General features: G+C 69.9%; 8 protein-coding genes. 3 read left to right on the top strand and 5 right to left on the bottom strand.

Annotated elements, in window-relative coordinates:
* Nucleotides 1-41: 41 nt before the first annotated feature.
* Nucleotides 42-14,246: a type I polyketide synthase gene (locus ACFZCY_RS29520; protein ID WP_391179810.1), complete on the bottom strand. Its 14,205-nt coding sequence runs from the start codon at nucleotides 14,244-14,246 to the stop codon at nucleotides 42-44.
* A gap of 31 nt (nucleotides 14,247-14,277) precedes the next feature.
* On the bottom strand, nucleotides 14,278-14,946 hold the full coding sequence (locus ACFZCY_RS29515) for a hypothetical protein (protein WP_391179807.1): 669 nt from the start codon (nucleotides 14,944-14,946) through the stop codon (nucleotides 14,278-14,280).
* A 249-nt stretch (nucleotides 14,947-15,195) separates the two neighbouring features.
* Here ACFZCY_RS29515 and ACFZCY_RS29510 point away from each other — a divergent pair, with 249 nt between their 5' ends.
* A complete protein-coding gene (locus tag ACFZCY_RS29510) occupies nucleotides 15,196-16,578 on the top strand; it encodes a M28 family peptidase (protein WP_391179805.1) in 1,383 nt (460 codons plus the stop codon).
* Nucleotides 16,579-16,644: 66 nt separating this feature from the next.
* Here the strand turns inward: ACFZCY_RS29510 and ACFZCY_RS29505 are convergent, their stop codons facing one another.
* Complete coding sequence (locus ACFZCY_RS29505; protein WP_391179802.1) at nucleotides 16,645-18,651, bottom strand: M6 family metalloprotease domain-containing protein; 2,007 nt, start codon at nucleotides 18,649-18,651, stop codon at nucleotides 16,645-16,647.
* A gap of 367 nt (nucleotides 18,652-19,018) precedes the next feature.
* Here ACFZCY_RS29505 and ACFZCY_RS29500 point away from each other — a divergent pair, with 367 nt between their 5' ends.
* The gene (locus tag ACFZCY_RS29500) at nucleotides 19,019-20,650 is read left to right on the top strand and encodes an AMP-binding protein (protein WP_391179799.1); all 1,632 of its coding nucleotides are present in this window, start codon (nucleotides 19,019-19,021) and stop codon (nucleotides 20,648-20,650) included.
* An 83-nt stretch (nucleotides 20,651-20,733) separates the two neighbouring features.
* Here the strand turns inward: ACFZCY_RS29500 and ACFZCY_RS29495 are convergent, their stop codons facing one another.
* Entirely contained in the window at nucleotides 20,734-21,102 is a 369-nt protein-coding gene (locus tag ACFZCY_RS29495) for an arsenate reductase family protein (protein ID WP_055553605.1), read from the bottom strand.
* A gap of 137 nt (nucleotides 21,103-21,239) precedes the next feature.
* Here ACFZCY_RS29495 and ACFZCY_RS29490 point away from each other — a divergent pair, with 137 nt between their 5' ends.
* Nucleotides 21,240-21,524 carry a hypothetical protein gene (locus tag ACFZCY_RS29490; protein ID WP_391180197.1) on the top strand — a complete coding sequence of 95 codons (285 nt, stop codon included), beginning with the start codon at nucleotides 21,240-21,242 and terminating at the stop codon, nucleotides 21,522-21,524.
* Between the two features lie 74 nt (nucleotides 21,525-21,598).
* Here ACFZCY_RS29490 and ACFZCY_RS29485 read toward each other — a convergent pair whose 3' ends face one another.
* Complete coding sequence (locus ACFZCY_RS29485; RefSeq protein ID WP_391179795.1) at nucleotides 21,599-22,933, bottom strand: MFS transporter; 1,335 nt, start codon at nucleotides 22,931-22,933, stop codon at nucleotides 21,599-21,601.
* Nucleotide 22,934: the final 1 nt, after the last annotated feature.

Here is a 22,934-nt window from a genome sequence, read left to right as displayed (position 1 = left end):
CAAGCTCCTTGGCGCGGCGCGGAGGGTGGAGGTCTTCGGGCTCACGACTTTCCGAACTCATCGGAGATGAGATCGAAAATGTCTTCCGCCGTTGCTGTCTCAAGCTCGCCATGAGCCGTGGAACGGTCCGTTTCATGTTCCGTACCGCTCCACTTGGCCAGCAGCAGCCGCAGTCGGCCGGTGATCCGGCGACGCGCCGCCTCGTCCACCGCGGACGGCTCCGACACCGAATCCCACGTGTCGAGGTCCGACAGCAGCCGCCCTTCGGAGGCCACCTCCGCGTCGACGAGGTGCTCGCGGAGGAATTCCGCGAGCTGGTTGGGCGTGGGGTGATCGAAGATGAGAGTGGGTGGCAGATCGATACCGGTGATGGCGGTGAGCCGGTTTCCGAATTCGACGGCGGTGAGGGAGTCGAACCCCAGCTCCTGAAATGGCTGGGCGGGGGGAATGGCGTCCGTGCTGGGATGGCCGAGGATGGCGGCCGCGTGCGTCCGCAGGTGGTGGAGGAGGAGCTGATGCTGCTGGGCGGGCGTGCTGTCGGCCAGTTGGTGCTGGAGCGAGCTGACAGCCGACGTCGAATCCGGGGCGTCGGCGTCGGGCGCCGGGGCGGGCATGAGGCGGGTGAGGAGGGGGCTCGGCCGTTGCGCCGTAAAACTGGTCGGGAACTTCTGCCAGTCGATGTCCGCGACGGTGACGGTGATGTCGTCGTGGTCGAGGGCGTGCTGAAGCGAGGCGACGGCGAGATCCGGGGCGAGTGGAGTCATCCCGCGCCGGTTGTAGTAGTCGACGACGGTCATGTCGGCGGCCATGCCCGCTTCGCTCCAGGGCGCCCAGGCGATGCTGGTGGCGGGGAGTCCTTGGGCGCGGCGGTGTTCGGCGAGGGCGTCGAGGTAGGTGTTGGCGGCGGCGTAGGCGGCCTGACGGCTGCCGCCCCAGCAGGCCGCGCCGGAGGAGAAGAGGACGAACGCGCTGAGGTCGTGGCCCTTGGTCAGCTCATGGAGATGAGCGGCGGCGAGCGCCTTGGGCTGAAGGACCTCGTTGATGTGCGGGAGATCGATCCCCGAGAGTGCCGTGTTCTCCGAGATACCGGCGGCGTGGATGACGGTGGTGAGGGGGTGCTCGGTGGCGACGGCGTCGATGAGGTACTGGAGGGCGGTGCGGTCGGAGACATCGCAGGCGGTGATGGTGACGGTGGTGCCGAGGTCGGTCAGTTCCTGAGTCAGCTCGTCGGCCCCAGGCGCGTCCGGGCCGGTGCGGCTGGTGAGGTGGAGGTGTGGTGCGCCGTTGCGGGCGAGCCAGCGTGCGATGTGGGCGCCGAGCCCGCCGGTGCCGCCGGTGATCAGCGTGGTGCCGGTCGGCTGCCAGGGCACCGCCAGGGCGTCGGTGGCGGGCGCATGCTCGAGACGGCGCCCGAGGACGGCGGCCGAACGGATCGCCACCTGGTCCTCGGGCTGCCCGGGGACGAACAGCCCCGCGATGCGGCCGGGAGTGCGGGCGTCGATCGTGTCGGGAAGATCGATCAAACCACCCCAGAGCTGGGGGTATTCCAGCGCGGCGACCCGGCCGAATCCCCAGATCTGTGCCTGGAGCGGATGAGGGAGCACATCAGTGGAGGTGGCCGCCACGGCGCCCTGGGTGAGGCACCACAGGGCCGTGGGCCACCCGAGTTCGTCGAGGGCCTGGACGAGGGCCGTGGCGGCGGCCAGCCCGGTGGGAACGGCCGGATGATCCGGGTGGTGGCCCTCATCGAGGGCGAGAAGGCTCAGCACACCGGCGGGTGCGGTATGTACGCCGACGAGACCGGCGAGCTGCTGGGCAAGGGCCTCGCGATGGGCGCCGGCGGTGTCGATGGTGAGCGTCTCCCGCCCAGCACCGTGGGCATCGAGCGCTTGGGCGGCGGCTTGGACGACCGGATGCCCGGCCAGGCCGGATGGCACGAGCAGCAGCCAAGTCCCGGTCAGGGCAGGAGTCGCCACCGCGTCGGGCAGTGGCTCCCAGGCGACCCGGTAGCGCCACGAGTCGATGGTGGCGTGCTCCCGGTGCCGTCGCCGCCAGGCCGAGAGGAGGGGGAGGGCAGGCAGGAGCGCGTCGATGCCGGGGCTGTTCTTCTCCAGCTGGAGCGTGCTGGAAAGGGCGTCCACATCCTGCGCCTCGATAGCGCCCCAGAGCTGTACCTCGGCCGGGTCGTGATGCTCGCCGCGGCCGTTGGGACGGGTGGGTGGGGCGAGCCAGAAGCGCTCGTGCTGGAAGGCGTAGGTGGGTAGTTCGATGGTGCGGGGGGCTGGGCTGGCGGGGTACCAGGGTGTCCAGTCGATGTCGGCCCCAGTGGTGTGGAGTCGTGCGAGGGCGCTGGCGAAGGCTTGGGTTTCGGGTTGTTTGTGGGTGAGGGTGGCGGTGAGGTGGGGTGTGGGGTGGTTGTGGTGGTGGAGGGTGTGTTGGGTGGCGGTGGTGAGGGTGGGGTCGGGGCCGAGTTCGAGGTAGGTGTGGGTGTGGGGTGCGGTGTGGGTGATGGCGGGGTGGAAGTGGACGGGTTGGCGGATGTGCTGGGCCCAGTAGTCGGGTGTGGTGATGTGGTCGTTGGCGGGTTGTCCGGTGAGGTTGCTGATGAGGGGGATGGTGGGTGAGTGGTAGGTGAGGTGGCTGATGGCCTGGGTGAAGGGTTCGAGGATGGGGTCCATCAGCGGTGAGTGGAAGGCGTGGCTGACGGAGAGCATCCGCGTCTTGCGGCCGCGTTCGGCCCAGGTGGCGCTGATCTGTTGGACGAGCGCGGTGGGGCCTGAGATGACGGTGTTGGTGGGGGTGTTGAGCGCGGCGATGCTGACTTGGCCATTGCTCGCCGCGAGGTCGTGGTGGAGTTCGTCGGGGGTGGCGGCGATGGTGGCCATGGTGCCGCCGGTGGGGAGTTGGCCCATGAGCGTGGCGCGAGCGGCCACGAGCCGGCAGGCATCGGGGAGGTCGAAGACGCCGGCGATGTGGGCGGCGGCGATTTCGCCGATGGAGTGGCCGATGACGGCATCCGGATAGACGCTCATGGAGGCTAGGAGCCGGGCCAGGGCGATGTGGAGTGCGAAGAGCCCGGCTTGGGCGTAGGTGGTGTGGTCCAGCAGCTGTGCCTGTTCGGGGTCCTGGCTGAAGACGACCTGGCGTAGCGGCTGCTCCAGGTGGGGATCCAGGAGCGTGCAGACCTCGTCGAAGGCTTCGGCGAAGACGGGGAATCGGTCATACAGCGCCGCGCCCATGCCGGGACGCTGGCTGCCCTGACCGCTGAACAAGAACACCGTTTGACCCGAAGCACTCGCCGGCCCTCCGGGATGTACGACGGCTGGGTGCGCCGCACCGGTCGCCAGGGCCTGCAAGCCCGCCGTCAGCTCTTCGTGGCTTTCGCCCACGATGACGGCTCGGTGGTCGAAGAGTGAGCGGGTCTTCAGCAGTGACCAGCCCACCTCCACCGGCGATACGTCGTCCGCAGCGCAGACGTGCTCGGCCAGAGCCGCCGCCTGCCCGCGAAGCGCCTCTGCGCTGTGCGCGGACACCAGCCACGGCACGGCACCTCCGGCGGTGGGAACCGGCGCTACCGTATGGGGGGCTTGCTCCAGGATCAGGTGCGCGTTCGTACCCGAGATGCCGAACGACGACACGCCCGCCCGGCGTGGCTGTTCTCCCTCCGGCCACGGGACCGGCTCGGTGAGCAGCCGTACGTCACCCTCGGACCAGTTCACGTTGGGCGTTGGCTCGTCGATGTGCAGTGAGGCGGGCAGGAGCCCGTGCCGCATCGCCATCACCATCTTGATCACACCGGCCACGCCCGCGGCAGCCTGGGTGTGGCCGATGTTGGACTTGATGGAGCCGAGCCACAGGGGCCGATCGTCCGACCGCTCCTGTCCGTACGTGGCCAGCAATGCCTGGGCCTCGATCGGGTCGCCGAGGGTGGTCCCGGTGCCGTGCGCCTCGACCGCGTCCACCTCGGAGGGGGCCAGACGGGCGTTGGCGAGCGCCTGCCGGATCACCCGCTGCTGGGAGGGCCCGTTCGGCGCCGTCAGACCGTTGCTCGTGCCGTCCTGATTGACCGCCGAGCCCCGTACGAGCGCCAGTACGCGGTGGCCGTTGCGCCGGGCGTCCGACAGCCGCTCCAAGAGGACGAGGCCAACGCCCTCGCCCCACACCATGCCGTCGGCGGCCGCGGCGAACGGCTTGCACCGGGCATCGGGCGCCAGGCCGCGCTGGCGGGAGAACTCGATGAACGCGCCCGGGGTGGCCATCACCGTCACCCCACCCGCCAGGGCGAGGGTGCATTCGCCCTGCCGTAGCGCCTGAGCCGCCAGATGCATGGCTACGAGCGACGACGAACAGGCCGTGTCGACCGTGACCGCGGGCCCTTCCAAGCCGAACGAATACGCCACCCGGCCTGACACGACGCTGCCGATGTTTCCCGTGGCGACGTAGCCCTCGACATCGCTTGCCGTATCGCCGGTGAGCGACAGATAGTCCTGAGAGGTGACTCCGGCGAAGACGCCGGTGTCGCTGCCGCTGAGTGCGTCGCGGTCGAGTCCCGCGTTTTCGAAGGTCTCCCATGCGGTTTCGAGGAGCAGTCGCTGCTGGGGGTCCATGGCGAGCGCTTCGCGTGGGCTGATGCCGAAGAACGCCGCGTCGAACGCGGGTGCGTCGTGAAGAAAGCCGCCCTCGCGGACGTAACTCGTACCCGTGTGGTCAGGGTCGGGGTGGAAGAGCGTGTTCAGTTCCCAGTGCCGGTCGGTGGGCATTTCGGTGATGGCGTCGTGACGTGCGACGACCAGCTCCCACAGATCCTTCGGGTTGCGTGCTCCACCGGGATAGCGACAGGCCATTCCGACGATCGCGATGGGTTCGTCGAGGGCGGCCGCGGTGGGAGCGTGGGCGGCGACCGCCGTCTGCTGCCCGGCGATATCGGCACAGAGATGGGTCGCCAGGGTGTGCGGTGTGGGGTGGTCGAAGATGAGGGAGGGCGGAAGGTCGATGCCGGTGAGGGCGGCGAGCTGGTTACGGAGTTCGACGGCGGTGAGGGAGTCGAACCCCAGCTCCTGGAACGGCTGGGTGGGTGGAATGGCATCGGGTCCGGCGTGGCCCAGGATCGCGGCCGCCAGGGACTGGATGTGGTGCAGGAGAAGCTGACGCTGCTGGTCGGGGGCGCTCGTATCGAGCTGCTGGCGCAGCGGTGTGACAGCGGACGGGGCACGGCGATGGTCCGCAGGGTGTACGGCGGGCTCGATCAGGTCGGAGAGCAGCGGACTGGGCCGTTGCGCCGTGAAAGTGGCGGGGAACTTCTCCCAGTCGATGTCCGCGATGGTGACGGTGGTGTCGCGGTGGTTCAGCGCGTGGTGGAGCGCCGCGACCGCGAGATCGGGGCTGAGCGGAGCCAGTCCGCGCCGGCCGTAGAAGGAGAGCGCCGTTTCGTCGGCGGCCATGCCCGCGTCGCTCCAGGGTCCCCAGGCGATGCTGGTGGCGGGGAGTCCTTGGGCGCGGCGGTGTTCGGCGAGGGCGTCGAGGTAGGTGTTGGCGGCGGCGTAGGCGGCCTGCCGGCTGCCGCCCCAGGAGGCCGCGCCGGAGGAGAAGAGGACGAACGCGCTGAGGTCGAGTCCCCTCGTGAGCTCATGCAGATGCTCGGCGGCCAGGGCCTTGGGCTCCAGCACATGCTGGAGGCGTTCCGGCTGGAGATCGGCGATCAGCTCGGTGTCGGAGGCACCGGCGGCGTGGATGACGGCGGTGAGGGGGTGTTCGGCGGGAATGGCTTCGATGAGGTGGTGCAATGCGTCCCGGTTCGAGACGTCGCACGCGGTGATGGTGACCGAGGCGCCCAGGGACTTGAGTTCTTCGCTGAGCTGGTCGGCCCCGGGCGCGTCGGGGCCGGTGCGGCTGGTGAGGTGGAGGTGTGGTGCGCCGTTGCGGGCGAGCCAGCGTGCGATGTGGGCGCCGAGCCCGCCGGTGCCGCCGGTGATCAGCGTCGTCCCGGTCGGCTGCCACGGAACACGGTTCGCGGACGGCAGAGGAGCGCGACTGAGGCGGCGGGCATACGTGCCGGTGGTGCGGATCGCGGCCTGGTCCTCGGGCTGCCCGGGTGCGAGCAGCGCAGCGAGACGGTTGGAGGTGTGGTGATCGATGACGGTCGGGAGATCGATCAGGCCGCCCCAGCGGCGGGCGTGTTCCAGCGCGGCCGCACGGCCTAACCCCCAGGTCTGCGCCTGGCGCGGGCTGGGGAGCGGATCGGCGGGATGGATGGCGACGGCACCCTGGGTGAGACACCACAGGGGCGCGGCGACCTCGGCGTCACCGAGCGCCCGGACGAGGGCGATGGTGGCGACGAGCCCGGAGGGAACCGCGGTGTAGGCGGGATGCGGATCCTGGGCGAGCGCGAGCAGGCTCACGACCCCTGACGGCTCGCTGCCGGCGGTGAGCCGGGTGAGTTCTTCCACCAGACTATCGCGATGGGCCTGATGGGGGTCGAGCGTGTGGGCGAGGGGAGTGGCGCCGTGCGTGGTGAGGGCCTGTACGACGGTCGCCACGGCCGGGTGGTCGGTGTGGTCGGACGGGATGAGCAACAGCCAGGTGCCGGCGGGCGCGGTGGACGTGGCGGGCGCGGAAAGTTGCTTCCAGGTGGTTCGGTACCGCCAGGAGTCGATGACCGCCTGCTCGCGATGCTGACGCCGCCAGGCGGACAGAGTCGGCAGCACGGCGCCCAACATGGGTTGCTGATCGGCGGGGGAGTCGAGGGTCGCGGCGAGAGATTCCAGGTCCTCACGCTCCACGGCTTCCCAGAACGCCCGGTCCGCTTGCGCGTTCTCGGTGACATCCGTGGCCGTCTTGGCGGAGGCCAGCCAGAAGCGCTCGCGTTGGAAGGCGTAGGTGGGTAGTTCGATGGTGCGTGGGGTCGGGACGGCTGGGAACCAGGGTGTCCAGTCGATGTCGGCCCCAGTGGTGTGGAGTCGTGCGAGGGCGTTGGTGAATGCCTGGACTTCGGGTTGTTTGCGGGTGAGGGTGGCGGTGAGGAGTGGGGTTGGGTGGTTGTGGTGGTGGAGGGTGTGTTGGGTGGCGGTGGTGAGGGTGGGGTCGGGGCCGAGTTCGAGGTAGGTGTGGGTGTGGGGTGCGGTGTGGGTGATGGCGGGGTGGAAGTGGACGGGGTGACGGATGTGCTGGGCCCAGTAGTCGGGTGTGGCGATGTCCTCTTCGGCGGGTTGTCCGGTGAGGTTGCTGATGAGGGGGATGGTGGGTGGGTGGTAGGTGAGGTGGCTGATGGCTTGGGTGAAGGGTTTGAGGATGGGGTCCATCAGGGGTGAGTGGAAGGCGTGGCTGACGTGCAGCATGCGGGTTTTGCGGCCGCGTTCGGCCCAGGTGGCGCTGATCTGTTGGACGAGTGGGGTGGGGCCTGAGATGACGGTGTTGGTGGGGGTGTTGAGGGCGGCGATGGTGACTTGGCCGTCGCTCGCCGCGAGGTCGTGGTGGAGTTCGTCGGGGGTGGCGGCGATGGTGGCCATGGTGCCGCCGGTGGGGAGTTGGCCCATGAGGGTGGCGCGAGCGGCCACGAGTCGGCAGGCATCGGGAAGGTCGAAGACCCCTGCGATGTGGGCGGCGGCGATTTCGCCGATGGAGTGGCCGATGACGGTGTCCGGATAGACGCTCATGGAGGCTAGGAGCCGGGCCAGGGCGATGTGGATGGCGAAGAGTCCGGCTTGGGCGTAGGTGGTGTGGTCCAGCAGTTCTGTCTGTTCGGGGGCCTGGCTGAAGACGACTTGGCGTAGCGGCTGCTCCAGGTGGGGATCCAGGAGCGTGCAGACCTCGTCGAAGGCTTCGGCGAAGACCGGGAATCGGTCATACAGCGCCGCGCCCATGCCGGGACGCTGGCTGCCCTGACCGCTGAACAAGAACACCGTCTGACCTGACGCGGTCGGGGTGTCCTCGGAGCGCATCACCCCGGCGTGCGGTGCACCGGTCGCCAGGGCCTGCAAGCCCGCCGCCAGCTCTTCGTGGTTTTCGCCGACGATGACGGCTCGGTGGTCGAAGAGCGAGCGGGTCTTGAGCAGTGACCAGCTCACCTCGACCGGCGATACGTCGTCGTGCGCCGTCACCCGGTCGAGCAGGGCCGCCGCCTGGCCGCGCAGCGCCTCCGTACTTCTCGCCGACACCACCCACGGCACGACCCCGCCGGCCTCCGCGCCCTGTGGTGTGGCCCGCGACGCGTCCGGGGCCTGCTCCACGATCACGTGAGCGTTGGTGCCGCTGATGCCGAAGGAGGACACACCCGCGCGGCGTGGCCGTTCGGCCTGCGGCCATGGGACGGGCTCCGTCAGCAGCCGTACGTCACCAGCTGTCCAGTCCACGTTCGGACTCGGCTCGTCGATGTGCAGCGAGGCGGGCAGCAGCTCGTGCCGCATCGCCATCACCATCTTGATCACACCGGCCACACCGGCAGCGGCTTGAGTGTGGCCGATGTTGGACTTGATGGAGCCGAGCCACAGTGGCTGCCCGTCCGGCCGGTCCTGTCCGTACGTGGCCAACAGTGCCTGGGCCTCGATCGGGTCGCCGAGCGTGGTTCCGGTGCCATGCCCCTCCACCACGTCCACCTCGGCGGGCGAAAGACGGGCGTTGGCGAGCGCCTGGCCGATGACTCGCTGCTGAGAGGGTCCGTTCGGTGCCGTCAGACCGTTGCTCGTGCCGTCCTGGTTGACCGCTGAGCCTCGTACGACCGCCAGTACGCGGTGGCCGTTGCGCCGGGCGTCCGACAGCCGTTCCAGCAGCAGAAGACCGGCTCCTTCACCCCAGCCCGTGCCGTCGGCCGCAGAGGCGAAGGGCTTGCAGCGCCCGTCGGCCGCCAGTCCGCGCTGGCGGGAGAACTCGATGAAGGTGGTCGGGGTGGCCATCACGGTGACCCCTCCCGCCAGGGCGAGGGTGCATTCGCCCTGCCGTAGCGCCTGAGTCGCCAGATGCATCGCGACCAGCGACGACGAGCACGCCGTGTCCACCGTCACCGCCGGTCCCTCCAGACCGAAGGTGTACGCCACCCGCCCGGACATCACGCTCGGGGTGCCGCCCGCGAGGAGATAGCCCTCGACCTCCTGGGCCGACGAACTTCCGACCGCGCCATAGCCCTGGTAGGTGCCCCCCGCGAAGACGCCGGTGTTGCTGCCGCTGAGCGTGTCACGGTCGAGTCCGGCGCTTTCGAACGTCTCCCATGCGGTTTCGAGGAGAAGCCGCTGCTGGGGGTCCATGGCGAGCGCTTCACGCGGGCTGATGCCGAAGAATGCCGCGTCGAACGAGGCCGCGTCGTACAGGAAACCGCCCTCCCGCGCGTAGCTGGTGCCCAGACGCTCCGGATCGGGATCGAAGAGCGTGTCCAGGTCCCAGTGCCGGTCGGTGGGCATCGCCGCGACGGCGTCCCGGCCCTCGGCGACCAACTTCCACAGCTCCTCCGGGGAGCGCACTCCGCCGGGGTAGCGGCAGGCCATGCCGATGATCGCGATGGGTTCGTCATCAGCGGCCACGGAGGGCGTACGGGTGCCGACAGCGGGCGTCTGCCCGGTGAGTTCAGCGCGCAGGTACGTGGCGAGCGCACTCGGTGTGGGGTGGTCGAAGACGAGGGCGGGGGCGAGTTCCAGACCGGTGGTGGCGACGAGCTGATTGCGCAGTTCGACGGCGGTGAGCGAGTCGAATCCGAGTTCCTGGAAGGGCTGTGTGGGCGTAACCGCGTCGAGGCCGGGATGGCCGAGGATGGTGGCGGCGAGGGTCTGGATATGGCGCACCAGGAGCTGCTGCTGTTGGTCCGCCGTGGCGGCGGTGAGCTGCTGCCGCAGCGTTGTGGCCGCGGCGGCGGATGCGGTGGGGGTGGTGTCCTCCACGGCGGGCGCCATCACGGGGGTGAGGAACGGGCTCGGGCGCTGCGCCGTGAAGGTGCTGCAGAACCTCTCCCAATCCACATCGGCCACCGTGACGGTGGTGTCGTCGTGCGTCAGGGCGTGATGCAGGGATTTGATGGCGAGATCGATGGTCAGCGGAGCGAGGCCGCGCCGCCTGAGGTGAGAGAGCGTGTTCTCGTCGGCGGCCATGCCCGCCTCGCTCCAGGGTCCCCAGGCGATGCTGGTGGCGGGGAGTCCCTGGGCGCGCCGGTGTTCGGCGAGGGCGTCGAGGTACGCGTTCGCCGCGGCGTAGGCGGCCTGCTGCCCGCTGCCCCAGGTGGCGGCGTTCGACGAGAAGAGTACGAAGGCGTCGAGACCGAGGCCTTGGGTGATCTCATGCAGATGAGTGGCGGCCAGGGCCTTGGAGTGCAGCACGTGCTGCAGCCGCTCGGGGTCCAGCTCGGCGATCGGGCCGAGATCCATGGTTCCGGCGGTGTGGATGACGGTGGTCAGAGGGTGTTCGGCGGGGATGTAGTCGATGAGGTGGTGCAACGCCTCCCGGTTGGAGACGTCGCACGCGGTGATGGTGACCGAGGCGCCCAGGGACTTGAGTTCTTCGCTGAGCTGGTCGGCCCCGGGCGCGTCGGGGCCGGTGCGGCTGGTGAGGTGGAGGTGTGGTGCGCCGTTGCGGGCGAGCCAGCGTGCGATGTGGGCGCCGAGCCCGCCGGTGCCGCCGGTGATCAGCGTCGTACCGTTCGGCTGCCAGGGCGCCGGATTCGCGGACGGTCCGGGAGCGGCGTGGCCGAGGCGGCGGGCGTAGGTGCCGGTGGTGCGGATCGCGGCTTGGTCCTCGGGCTGTCCCGAGACCAGCAGGGCGGCCAGCTGGTCGGCGGTGTGGTGGGTCACGGTGGTGGGCAAATCGATGAGCCCACCCCATCGTTGCGGGTGTTCGAGGGCGGCGACCCGGCCGAGCCCCCAGACCTGGGCCTGGGCCGGGTGGGGGAGTAGATCCGTACGGCTGGCGGCGACCGCGCCCTGCGTGAGACACCACAGGGGAGCGGTGATGCCGGTGTCGCCGAGCGCCTGGAGCAGTGTGACCGTACCGATGAGCCCGGTAGGGACGGCGGAGTGTTCGGTGTGCGCCGCCGTGTCCAGGGCGAGCAGGCTCAGCACACCCGAGATCGGGGCGTCTTCGGCGAGTTGCGTCAGCCGCTCGGTGAGGACATCGCGACGTGAGTCCTCCGTAGGGAGCGCATGGATGGACGCGGTGGCTCCATGGGACTGAAGCGCTTGGACGACGGTCTGGACCGCGGCGTGGTCTTCCTGACCGACGGGGACAACCACCAGCCAGGAACCGCTCAGGGCCGCCGTGGTGGAGTCGGGCAGCTGCTGCCAGGTGGTCCGGTAGCGCCATGAGTGGATGACCGCCTGCTCGCGATGCTGACGCCGCCAGGCCGACAGGACCGGGAGGGCGGGCAGGAGCGCGTCGATGCCGGGACTGTTCTTCTCCAACTGGAGCGTGCTGGTGAGGGCGTCGACGTCCAGCTCTTCGATGGCGTGCCACAGCTGTGCCTCGGCCGGGTCGGTCCCCACACCGGCGCCGCTGTTACGGGCATCGGGCGGAGCGAGCCAGAATCGCTGGTGCTGGAAGGCGTACGTCGGCAACGCGACGAGCCGCGGAGCCGGGCTGGCTGGGAACCAGGGTGTCCAGTCGATGTCGGCCCCAGTGGTGTGGAGTCGTGCCAGGGCGTTGGTGAACGCCTGGACTTCGGGTTGTTTGTGGGTGAGGGTGGCGGTGAGGTGGGGTGTGGGGTGGTTGTGGTGGTGGAGGGTGTGTTGGGTGGCGGTGGTGAGGGTGGGGTCGGGGCCGAGTTCGAGGTAGGTGTGGGTGTGGGGTGCGGTGTGGGTGATGGCGGGGTGGAAGTGGACGGGTTGGCGGATGTGCTGGGCCCAGTAGTCGGGTGTGGTGATGTGGTCGTTGGCGGGTTGTCCGGTGAGGTTGCTGATGAGGGGGATGGTGGGTGGGTGGTAGGTGAGGTGGCTGATGGCCTGGGCGAAGGGTTCGAGGATGGGGTCCATCAGCGGTGAGTGGAAGGCGTGGCTGACGGAGAGCATCCGCGTCTTGCGGCCGCGTTCGGCCCAGGTAGCACTGATCTGTTGGACGAGCGCGGTGGGGCCTGAGATGACGGTGTTGGTGGGGGTGTTGAGCGCGGCGATGCTGACTTGGCCATTGCTCGCCGCGAGGTCGTGGTGGAGTTCGTGGGGGGTGGCGGCGATGGTGGCCATGGTGCCGCCGGTGGGGAGTTGGCCCATGAGCGTGGCCCTAGCAGCCACGAGCCGGCAGGCATCGGGAAGGTCGAAGACCCCTGCGATGTGGGCGGCGGCGATTTCGCCGATGGAGTGGCCGATGACGGTGTCCGGGTGAATGCCGACTGATGCCAAAAGCCGGGCCAGGGCGATGTGGAGTGCGAAGAGCCCGGCTTGGGCGTAGGTGGTGTGGTCCAGCAGCTGTGCCTGTTCGGGGTCCTGGCTGAAGACGACCTGGCGTAGCGGCTGCTCCAGGTGGGGGTCGAGAAGGGTGCAGACCTCGTCGAAGGCTTCGGCGAAGACGGGGAATCGGTCATAGAGGGCTGCGCCCATGCCGGGACGCTGGCTGCCCTGACCGCTGAACAAGAACACCGTCTGACCCGAAGCACTCGCCGGCCCTCCGGGATGTACCACCCCGGGATGCGGCGCCCCGGTCGCGAGCGCCTGCAAGCCCGCCGTCAGTTCCTCGCGGCTTTCCCCGATCACGACGGCTCGGTTGTCGAAGAGCGAACGGGTCTTGAGCAGTGACCAGCCCACCTCGACCGGCGATACGTCGTCGTGCGCCGTCACCCGGTCAAGCAGGGCCGCCGCTTGGCCGCGCAGCGCCTCCGTACTCCTCGCCGACACCACCCACGGTACGATCCCGCAGGCCCCGGCCGCCTCTGCTACCGGTGGCGTAACCTCCGCCGCGTCCGGGGCCTGCTCCAGGATCAGGTGCGCGTTCGTACCCGAGATGCCGAACGACGACACGCCCGCCCGGCGCGGATGCTCACCCCGAGGCCACTCCGCCGCCTCGGTCAGCAGCCGCACCCCGCCCGCGCTCCAGTCCACGTGCGGGGTCGGCTCGTCGATGTGCAGCGAGGCGGGCAGGAGCCCGTGCCGCATCGCCATCACCATCTTGATGACGCCCGCGGCACCCGCTGCCATCTGGGAGTGGCCGATGTTGGACTTGATGGAACCGAGCCACAGAGGCCGGTCCTCCGACCGCTCCTGTCCGTACGTGGCCAGCAGCGCCTGGGCCTCGATCGGGTCGCCGAGGGTGGTCCCGGTGCCGTGCGCCTCGACCGCGTCCACCTCGGACGGGGCCAGACGGGCGTTGGTGAGCGCCTGCCGGATCACCCGCTGCTGGGAGGGCCCGTTCGGTGCCGTCAGACCGTTGCTGGCGCCGTCCTGGTTGACCGCCGTACCCCGGATGACCGCCAGCACCTGGTGGCCGTTGCGCCGGGCGTCCGACAGCCGCTCCAGCAGCAGGACACCGACGCCCTCGGACAGGGTCATGCCGTCGCTGTTCGCCGAGAACGCCTTGGACCTGCCGTCCGGGGCGAGCCCGCGCAGCTCGCTGAAGCCGATGAAGGGAGCCGTCGAGGACATCACGGCGACCCCACCGGCCAGCGCCAGCTCGCATTCGCCCTGCCGGATCGCCTGGCAGGCGAGGTGCATGGCGACCAGCGAGGAGGAGCACGCGGTGTCCACCGTCACCGCGGCGCCCTCCAGGCCCAGGGTGTACGCGACCCGGCCGGACACCACGCTCGCGGAGCTGCCGATGGTGAAGTACCCGGCCGAGCCCTCGGGCACCTGGGAGGCGTCCGTGCAGTAGTCGAGGTGGTCGCAGCCGATGAAGGTGCCGGTGAGGCTGCCCCGCAGCGATTCCGGATCGATGCCCGCGTACTCGATGGCCTCCCACGACGCCTCCAGGGCGAGCCGCTGCTGCGGCGCCATGCCCAGGGCCTCGCGTGGGCTGATGCCGAAGAACGCGGCGTCGAATCCCGCGGGGTCGTCGAGGAAGCCGCCCTCGCGGCAGTAGCTGGTGCCGGGGTGCTCCGGGTCGGGGTGGAAGAGGGCGTCCAGGTCCCAGTTGCGGTCCGTGGGCAGCTCCGTGATGGCGTCCCGCTCGGTGGCGACCAGCTCCCACAGCTCTTCCGGGGAGCGCACCCCGCCAGGGAATCGGCACGACATCCCCACGATGGCGACCGGCTCGTGTCCGGCCGACTCGACATCCTTGAGGCGGCGCTGTGTCTGGCGCAGATCCGCCGTCACACGCTTCAGATAGTCGAGAAGCTTCTCTTCATTGTTCGCCATGGCAGGCGCACCTACTTCCCTCGGCAAACCGCTATTGGCGACGGCAGTCGTAGCTGCCGCGCAAGGTAGTTCCGTCGGGGAAGGTGAAACTCGTGGCGTCCTTGAAATGTCCTGGACCGAGCATGTGGTAATCGTCCACCACGTCCATGTTCACGCCGTCGGTCTTTCCGGCGGCGCTGGGCGTGACCACCTGGCTGAGTGGCCCCTTGAACACCAGGTGGCCGTTCCTCCAGCCGGGCGAGGAGTAGTTCGCGGACGAGCCCCAGTTGTCGTGGTACTGGACGATGAACTTTCCGTCCACGGGATCCCATCCGAACGACGACCGGCCGACCACATGGCCCGGTTCCAGGGTCGCGTCGGTGTAGAAGTAATGCCCGCCCATGGCCCGCTTCGTGGTCAGGTGCATCACCGCCGCCCTACTGCCCGGCGGGGGTGTGTACGCGCACGTGTAGGACCCGAGGAGGAAATCCAGTGCGCGCATCTGCGGCGGCGCGGGCAGCGGGTTCGTGGAAGTGGCGCGCGACGGTTTCTCCGCGGCGTCGGGTTCGGCGTTCACCGGAGTGACGGCGAACGCCACCAGCCCCATGGTGGCCGCGCCCACGGCGGCCACCCCGACGACGCCGACCGGGGCACGGCGCAACCATCGCGTCAGGCGCGCAGGGCGCTGCGAGCCCTGTCCTGCTGCCTTCTCGGTACGCATACACGACTCACGCACACGCGACTCCCATCAGTCATCGGGCCGGTAATCGGGATGATCGGGCGCTGACCTGCGGCTGAGCCGCGTGGCGAGCCCTGGAGTGGATACGGCGACCATCATTTGTGCCGTCCCTAAAGGTGCGCTAACGCGTGGCTTGCCCTCCTCGCCCGGGCTTCGTACCCGCGCCTCATTAGCCCAGCTTTAGACCGCCCGCCGAGCATGAACCGGACGTCGGGATGAAGGAGGATGGCGATGAACGGCTGGCCGGCGCTGGAGAAGTACGTCGATCGGGCACCCACCTCGAAGGAGATGATGGGATGGATCGAACTGATCGTCAGCCAAGGGATTCGCCGGGCGGGCTATTCCGCCGACAGCTGGACCGAGGAGTGGGCCGCCGAACAGTTCCGGGAAACGGGGTTGGAGGACGTTCGGCTGGAGCCGCTGGCCACACCGGTCTGGCGGCCGCGCTCCGCCGCCTTCGAGATCTGGCCCGTCGGCCGCCCCGGCGACGTGACCCGCTTCACCGGCCTCGCCCTGCCGTACACCACCCCCACCGAGGGCACCGAGGGGCGGCTGGTGCGGATGGAGGACGGCGGCGTGGGCGGTGGCATCGCCGTCCAGGAGATCGGCTTCACCCAGCTGCCGCAGACGGAGGTGCAGGCCCGGGCCACCGACGCCTATGACCCCGAGGGCGTCTTCCCCGATCTGGTCCAGACCGTGCCGTTCGACCTTCCGCATGTGCTGGACTTCGACGTCGCCATCAAGGACGGGGCGACGGCGTACGTCGGGCTGCTCACCGGTGTGCCCTGGGAGACGAGCGACTTCTACTGGCCCTATGACGCCGAGCTGCGCTCGATCCCCGGTATCTGGCTGAGCGGCAGCGACGGCGAGCGGGTCCGTGAGCTGATGGCTTCCGGCGCGTGCGAGGGCCGGATCATCTCCGATGCCACCATCACCGAGGAGACCACCCACAACGTGGTGGGCACCCTGCCCGGCGCCTCGGACCACTGGGTGATCATCGGGTCACACCATGACGGACCGTGGGCCTCGGCGGTGGAGGACGCGTCGGGGGTGGCGCTCGTCCTGGCGCAGGCCAGGTTCTGGGCGTCGGTGCCCCAGGAGCTGCGCCCGCACAACATGCTGTTCCTGCTGACGTCGGGCCATATGGCCGGGGCAGCGGGCACCCAGGCGTTCATCGCGGCGCATCCGGAGCTGTTTCCGCAGGTCGTCCTCGAAATGCATCTGGAACACGCCGCCCGCCAGGCCGTCGTGGTCGACGGCGAGGTCGTGCCCACCGACGACCCGGAGGTGCGCTGGTGGTTCACCACCCAGGCGCCCGCGCTGGAGCGGCTGGTGGCCGATTCGATCGCGGCGGAGGATCTGCGCCGCTCGTGGATCCTGTCGCCGACCGCGTTCGCACCGAACCCGGCCACCGACGGCGCGTACTTCTACTACACGGGTGTGCCACTCGTGCAGCTGATCACCACGCCGATGTACATCTTCGACCCGAGGGACACCCCTGACAAGGTGGACCAGCAGAGCCTGGTGCCGCTCACCATGGGCGCGGCGCGGATCATCGCGGGGACGCACGGCTGTGAGCCGGACACCCTCCGGGTGCCCCTGCACTCCGACTGACGTACGTACGGGAGCGGCCCGCCGGTGTCCCGGCGGGCCGTCCTCAGATCCCGGTACGTACAGCGCCTACCGTGTGCGCACCGCGCACGAGGCCCTGGCCGTCTTGTGCGGGTCGCTCTCGGAGCGGGCGGTGAGGACGACCTTGCCGTGCCGGTCGGCCCCCTTCTTCGCGGTCACGGCCACGCCCACATCCACCGAGGACCCGGCCCTGGCGGTGGCGAGCTGGTTGGGCAGCCACGTGGACCAGCCCCGGCCGGTGGCCGTGGCCGACAGCCGGTAGACATCCGAGTCCAGATGGGCGCCCGCGTTTCCGGCGCGGCCGGTGTTGGCGAGGTCGAAGGTGCACATGGCGCGGCCCTTCGAGGGGTGGCCCTTCGCCACGCCACGGTCCAGATCGACGCCACGCCGCTGCGGCCCGGAGCCGTCCAGGGATTTGACGGCGATGGTGTACGAGAGCACCCCGGACCGGTCGCGCTTGAGGTCGAGGACGTAGAAGTGCAGCCGGTTGGCCTGGTCGATGTACTCGTACTGGCTGCCGGAGTCGGTCCCGGCGTGGAAGAGCGCGTCGCTGAGCTGCCGGTAGTCGCCCATGGTGATCTTCTGCGTGGTGCCGTCGGGGCGCTGGAAGTCCACCATGTCGATGTCCTCGGGGTGGGCGTCGATCACCCAGGCGAACGGGGCCTGGTCCTTGTTCTTCGTCTTGCTGATCAGCACGCCGTTGTCCGGGGTGAACGAGTCCATGCCCATGCGGTCCACGACCTCGACGGTGTAGTTGTCGTAGCCGCCGCCGTCGCACAGAGGGTCGGTCTTCCGGTCGCAGGACGGTGACAGATCGCTGCCCATGGTGATGTTGACGCCCGCGAGCCCCTTGCCGCCCGGGGGCGCGGAACGCGCCGTGACCCGGGCGACGGCGAGACCGGAGCCCGCCAGCGCGTCCCGGTCCAGGCGCAGCACGTTCTTCTCGTCCACGATGCCCAGCTTCAGCTTGTCGCGCAGCACATGCTGGGCGCCCATCGAACCGCCGGCGGTGGAGGGTATCCGCCACCGGGTGTGCGGGCCGCCGGGGCCGTTGAACGAGCCGCGGGAGAGCATGCCCCAGATGCCGGTGTAGGAGCGGCTGAGGGGAGTGCCGTAGGGGTTGTTGTAGTTGTCGCCTATGCCCAGGATGTGGCTGAGTTCATGGGCGTACACGGCCATGCCGGAGCTTTCGGTCTGGAGGGACGAGCCGTCCTCCGCGTTGGGCCAGATACGGGCCGCGGCCTGCCACGACGTCCACGGTACGTAGCGCGTCGCCGCCGCGTTGCTCCCGGTGGCGACCGGCGGACCCCACACGGCCGGTACGTCCTGCCGGTCGGCGAACTTCATCTGGCCGAACTCCTGCCAGGTGGAGGACTCGTCCTGCCCGGCGGTGAGATAGAAGACGAAGTCGAACTTCTTGGTCTCCTCACCGCCCACGTCGGCGGTCCAGGCCGCCTTCCCGTCGGCCCGGATGTCCATGTCGCAGGTGTCCCCGGCCGGGCAGGCGCCCGGGTTCATCGAGTCCTCCACCCCGTACTGGTAGGACTTCGCGGGCATGCGGTACACCCCGAAGGCCGTCAGGTCGACGCCGATGCGGCCACCGGAGTCCTCCATCCAGTACTCGTTGATGGTGTGACCGTTGTTGAGCGCGCCGGGCTTGTTGAGGAAGTCCTCGTAGAACTGGGGCAGGCGGTCACGCGGTATGCCGGAGGCGGACGGCTGCGGGTTGCCGAACAGGGTCGAGCCCGCCGGTTGGCTGACCGTGAACTCCTCGTCCGGGTAGTCCAGGAGCACCAGCGCGCCCCTGAAGGTGCGCCGGGTGGGCTTGACGTCCGGGTCGGCCCAGCGGGTGCCGGGGACCGCGCGGTAGTCGGCCCATGTCATGTCGTCGGGGTTGCGCCAGCGCTGGGGGTCGATCGGGTCGACGAGGGGCGGCCGGGCGCTCGGCGTACGGTCGGGTGCGGCCCCCGCGGGCCCCGCCGCGATGGCGGCCAGGGCGGCGAGGAGCGTGGCGACGACCGTTAATCGGCGGACTCGTCTTCGGCGGAGGAACAAGGCTCACCTCTTGTCCGGAAGGTGTACTCAGACATGACCAGCCGTACGAGCGGTATCACTACCGCTGCAACGGTAGGCCGGGGGCCGGGGTGACGCCAGAGTGCCGCTGTGGCTTCCGCCGCCGAGCCGCGACCGAGCCGCGACCGAGCCGCGACCGAGCCGCGACCGAGCCGCGACCGAGCCGCGACGAAGCCGCCACCGAGCCGCGGCGGAAACCCGGTGGGTGAAACCGCGCTGACGAGCCGGAATCCCACCGCACACGGCTGCGGAGCACATCGAAAAGCGCGATAGCGTGTACAGGCCAACGGGAAGGTGCCGCCGACCTCCTGTATGGCGCGACGTGTGGAAACCAGTCCAAGGAGCCCTCTTGACCAGCCCAGAACAGCGCATGGCTGACCTGCTCAAGACCTTCGGTGAGCCAGCGGCGTGCACCGCGTACCTGCTGTGCGACCGGCATCCGTCCGACGCCGTGGCGTTCACCGTGGTGAGCAAGGACCTGACCGGCCATGACATGACGTTCGGTGAGCTCCGCGACCGCTCGTCGCGCATGGCAAGCGCCCTGGCCGCCCTGGGCGTCGGAGCGGGCGACCGGGTCGCCACCCTGATGAGCAAGTCCGCCGAACTGCTCATCGCGTCCCTCGCCATCTGGCGGCTCGGGGCCGTCCAGGTGCCGCTGTTCACCGCGTTCGCCCCGCCGGCCATCGCGCTGCGCACCATCGGCAACGGCACCAAGGCCGTGATCACCGACGCCGATCAGCGCCCGAAGCTGGACCCGGAGGCCGGCTTCCCCGGTGAGCGGCCCTGGCAGATCATCACGACCGGCCCGGTCACCGGCACCGACCTCGCCTTCTCGGAGCTGCTGGAGTCGCACACCGCGCAGCCCGAGCCGGTGGCGGTGGGCGGCGACGCCACCATCGTGGAGCTGTTCACCTCCGGCACCGCGGGCTCCCCGAAGGCCGTCCCGATCCCGCTGAACGCCGTCGCGGGCTTCGCGATGTACCAGGAGTTCGGCCTGGACCACCAGACCACCGATGTGTTCTGGAACGCCGCCGACCCGGGGTGGGCGTACGGCCTGTACTACGCCATCATCGCTCCGCTCGCCCTCGGCCGCCGCAGCCTGCTGTTCAACAGCCTGTTCTCAGCCGAGGACACCTGGAACGTGCTGTCCCGCTACGGCGTCACCAACTTCACCGCCGGGCCCACCGTCTACCGCAAGCTGCGGGCATCGGGCGCCGCCCCCGGTGACCTGCGGCTGCGCTGCTGCTCCGCGGCCGGTGAACCGCTGCCCCCGGACGTCGTCGACTGGGCGCGCGAGGCGCTCGGTGTCCCCGTACGCGACCACTACGGCCTGACCGAGACCGGCATGGTCATCGCCCACGCCTGGAACGCGGCGCTGCGCACCGACCTCAAGTCCCGTTCCATGGGCCGCCCGCTGCCCGGCTGGTCGGTGAAGATCCTGCGCGAGGACACCAACTCCGCCGAGGCGGCGACGGGCGTCCCCGGCCGGGTGGCGATCGACATCGCGGACAGCCCGCTGATGTGGTTCAGGGGCTACCTGGGCGCCCCCGAGCGTACGGCCGAGAAGTTCAGCCCCGACGGGCGGTGGTTCTACACCGGCGACACCGCGGCGCAGGACGAGGAGGGCGATCTGTTCTTCTCCGGGCGCGGCGACGACGTCATCTTGATGGCGGGCTACCGCATCGGCCCCTTCGAGGTGGAGAGCGTGCTGCAGGAGCACGACGCCGTGACGGAGGCCGCCGCGGTGGGCATCCCCGACGACGAGTACGGCGAGGTCATCGAGGCCTTCGTCGTCCTGCGCCCCGGTGCCCGGCCGGGGGAGGCGCTCGCCACCGAGCTGCAGCAGCTCGTCCGGGACCGGTTCGCCAAGCACGCGTACCCGCGCCGGATCCACTTCGTGGACGAGCTGCCCAAGACCTCCAGCGGCAAGACACAGCGCTTCCTGCTGCGTCCGCAGCCGACCACCGGCCGGGGCCGCTGAGGCGGCGCACACCCCCTACGGCCGTGGGCCCTGGTCCCCGTGTGCTCCACGGGGACCAGGGCCGATCTCGTGGCGCGCCCCGGTCACTCCGTGGAGCGCGACAGTGCCTCCCGTACCGCCTCCTCCGTCCGTCCCACCACCGCGGAACCGTCGTCGGCGGTGATGATCGGCCGCTGGATCAGCTTGGGGTGTTCGGCGAGCGCCGTGATCCAGCGGTCGCGCGCGCTCTCGTCGCGCGGCCAGTCCTTCAGCCCCAGCTCCTTCGCCGCGGCCTCCTGCGTCCGGGTGATGTCCCACGGTTCGAGTCCGAGCCGGGCCAGTACGCCGCGGATCTCGTCCGGGCTGGGTACGTCCTCCAGGTAGCGGCGGACGGTGTACCCGGCGCCTTCCGCGTCGAGCAGACTGAGCGCGCTGCGGCACTTCGAGCACGCCGGATTGATCCAGATCTCCATGGCGCAACCGTACCGCGAGACGCCTCCCGCCACGCCCGTTCAATCCCGGTCATCTGGCGTCTGACCAGGAGGCTTTGTCAGTGCCCCGCCGTAGAATGGAGGCAGTGAAAGAGAGCGAGACCGACTGTCCCAGGAGGATGCCGATGGCCGCTGCCGCAACCCCTCTTCCGGACCTGCCGAGCTTTACGACCCTGCCCAAGAAGCGCATGCCCGCCGGGCGTCCGCGTGAGTGGTACGAGACCCACAACCGCCGGCTGAAGGCCATGCGCCTGGCCATCGCCCTGCTCAACTCCGGTGTGTACCGCCCCGAGCAGGCGCGCAACCGCAAGATACGTGCCACCGCGGTCCGGATCGGGGTGCACCCGCCGTCCAACACCACGTGCCGCATGGTGCGCTCGCTCCTCCAGGAAAGCGACCGCTGACCCACCCGGGCCCCCGCCGCGCCCTCTTCACCAGGGCGCGGCGGGGGCCCTCCCCCATCATTCCGATTCCCTTCTCACCCCGCCATCTTCAGGCGCTCGACCTTCGGCAGCAGGAAGGCATAGGTGGCGGCGCCGAGCAGGGCCACACACCCCGCCAGGGTCAGGGGCAGCACGAACGAGTGGGTGATGCCCTTGAGTACGCCGAGCAGCAGCGGGGAGAGGATGCCCGCGATGTTGGCCGCCGTGTTCTGGATTCCGGCGATCGAGCCGACGTGCGCGGCCGTCGGGGCCACATCGGCGGGCAGCGCCCAGACGCTGGCCGCCGCGAAGGTGGAGCAGAAGTACGAGACCGACAGCGCGGTCAGCGCCGTGCCGACGCCCGGTGAGACGACCGCGAGCGCGATCACCGAGGTGCCCAGCAAGCCGCCGACCAGCGGGATCTTCCGCGCCTTCGTACGCTCGGTGCCGCGCCGCACCAGCCAGTCGGAGAACAGGCCGCCGCTCCAGCCGCCCAGCATGGAGGCGATGCCCGGAATCATGCCGAGGAAGCCGAAGTGCAGCGCGTCCAGGTGGTAGTTGTCCACCAGATAGGTCGGGAACCAGGTGATGAAGAAGTAGGCCACGAAGTTGACGCAGAAGAAGCCGAGCATCATCGCCCAGATCATCCGGAAGCGGAACAGGTCCCGCCAGCCGATGCGGGCACTGGCCGCGCTCTCCTCCGCCGTGGTCTGCTCCTGCCCGGACTCGATGTACTCCAGCTCCGCGGCGCCCAGCTTCGGGTGGTCCTTCGGGTCGCGGTAGTAGAGCCACCAGCCGATGGCCCACAGCGCGCCGAGGCCGCCCGCGATGGCGAACGCCCAGCGCCAGCCGAGGCCGGTGACCACCAGGGTGACCAGCGGGATGGACAGGGCGCCGCCGACCGCGTTGCCGTTGTTGAAGGTCGCCGAGGCGAAGCTGCGCTCGGAGGCCGGGAACCAGCGGGAGACCACCTTGGCGCTGGCGGGGAAGCTGGGGGCTTCGCCGATGCCGAGCAGGGCGCGCAGGCCCACCAGCGACGTCACGCCGCGGGCCAGACCCATCGCCGCGGTGGCCAGTCCCCACCACAGGCTCGCGATGGCCAGCATGATGCGCGGGCCGACCTTGTCGGCGAGCCAGCCGCCGGGCATCTGGCCGAAGGCGTAGGTCCAGAAGAACGCCGACAGCAGCAGTCCGCCGACCCCGTCGGACAGGCCGAGGTCATCGGTGATGTGCGGCAGCGCGACGCTGAGCGTGGCGCGGTCGATGTAGTTGATGGTGATGCCCGCGAACAGCAGCCCGAGGACGACGAAGCGGACCTTGCCGACGCGTCCCCCCGGTCTTTTCGGAGCGGCGGCGACGGGCGCCCGCACGGAGGTCTTGCCGAGAGCCACG

Origin of the sequence: Streptomyces sp. NPDC007983 (genome assembly GCF_042958345.1) — a bacterium.
GTDB lineage: Bacteria > Actinomycetota > Actinomycetes > Streptomycetales > Streptomycetaceae > Streptomyces.
The sequence above is the reverse complement of the archived record's forward strand: the minus strand, read 5'-3'. Positions and strand labels throughout refer to the sequence as shown.

Excerpts from the sequence above, each read along its gene's own strand:
- ACFZCY_RS29495 (WP_055553605.1), bottom strand. The coding sequence starts at position 21,102 with ATGGAGATCTGGATCAATCCGGCGTGCTCGAAGTGCCGCAGCGCGCTC.
- ACFZCY_RS29490 (WP_391180197.1), top strand. The coding sequence starts at position 21,240 with ATGCCGATGGCCGCTGCCGCAACCCCTCTTCCGGACCTGCCGAGCTTT.
- ACFZCY_RS29515 (WP_391179807.1), bottom strand. The coding sequence starts at position 14,946 with ATGCGTACCGAGAAGGCAGCAGGACAGGGCTCGCAGCGCCCTGCGCGC.
- ACFZCY_RS29520 (WP_391179810.1), bottom strand. The coding sequence starts at position 14,246 with ATGGCGAACAATGAAGAGAAGCTTCTCGACTATCTGAAGCGTGTGACG.
- ACFZCY_RS29510 (WP_391179805.1), top strand. The coding sequence starts at position 15,196 with ATGAACGGCTGGCCGGCGCTGGAGAAGTACGTCGATCGGGCACCCACC.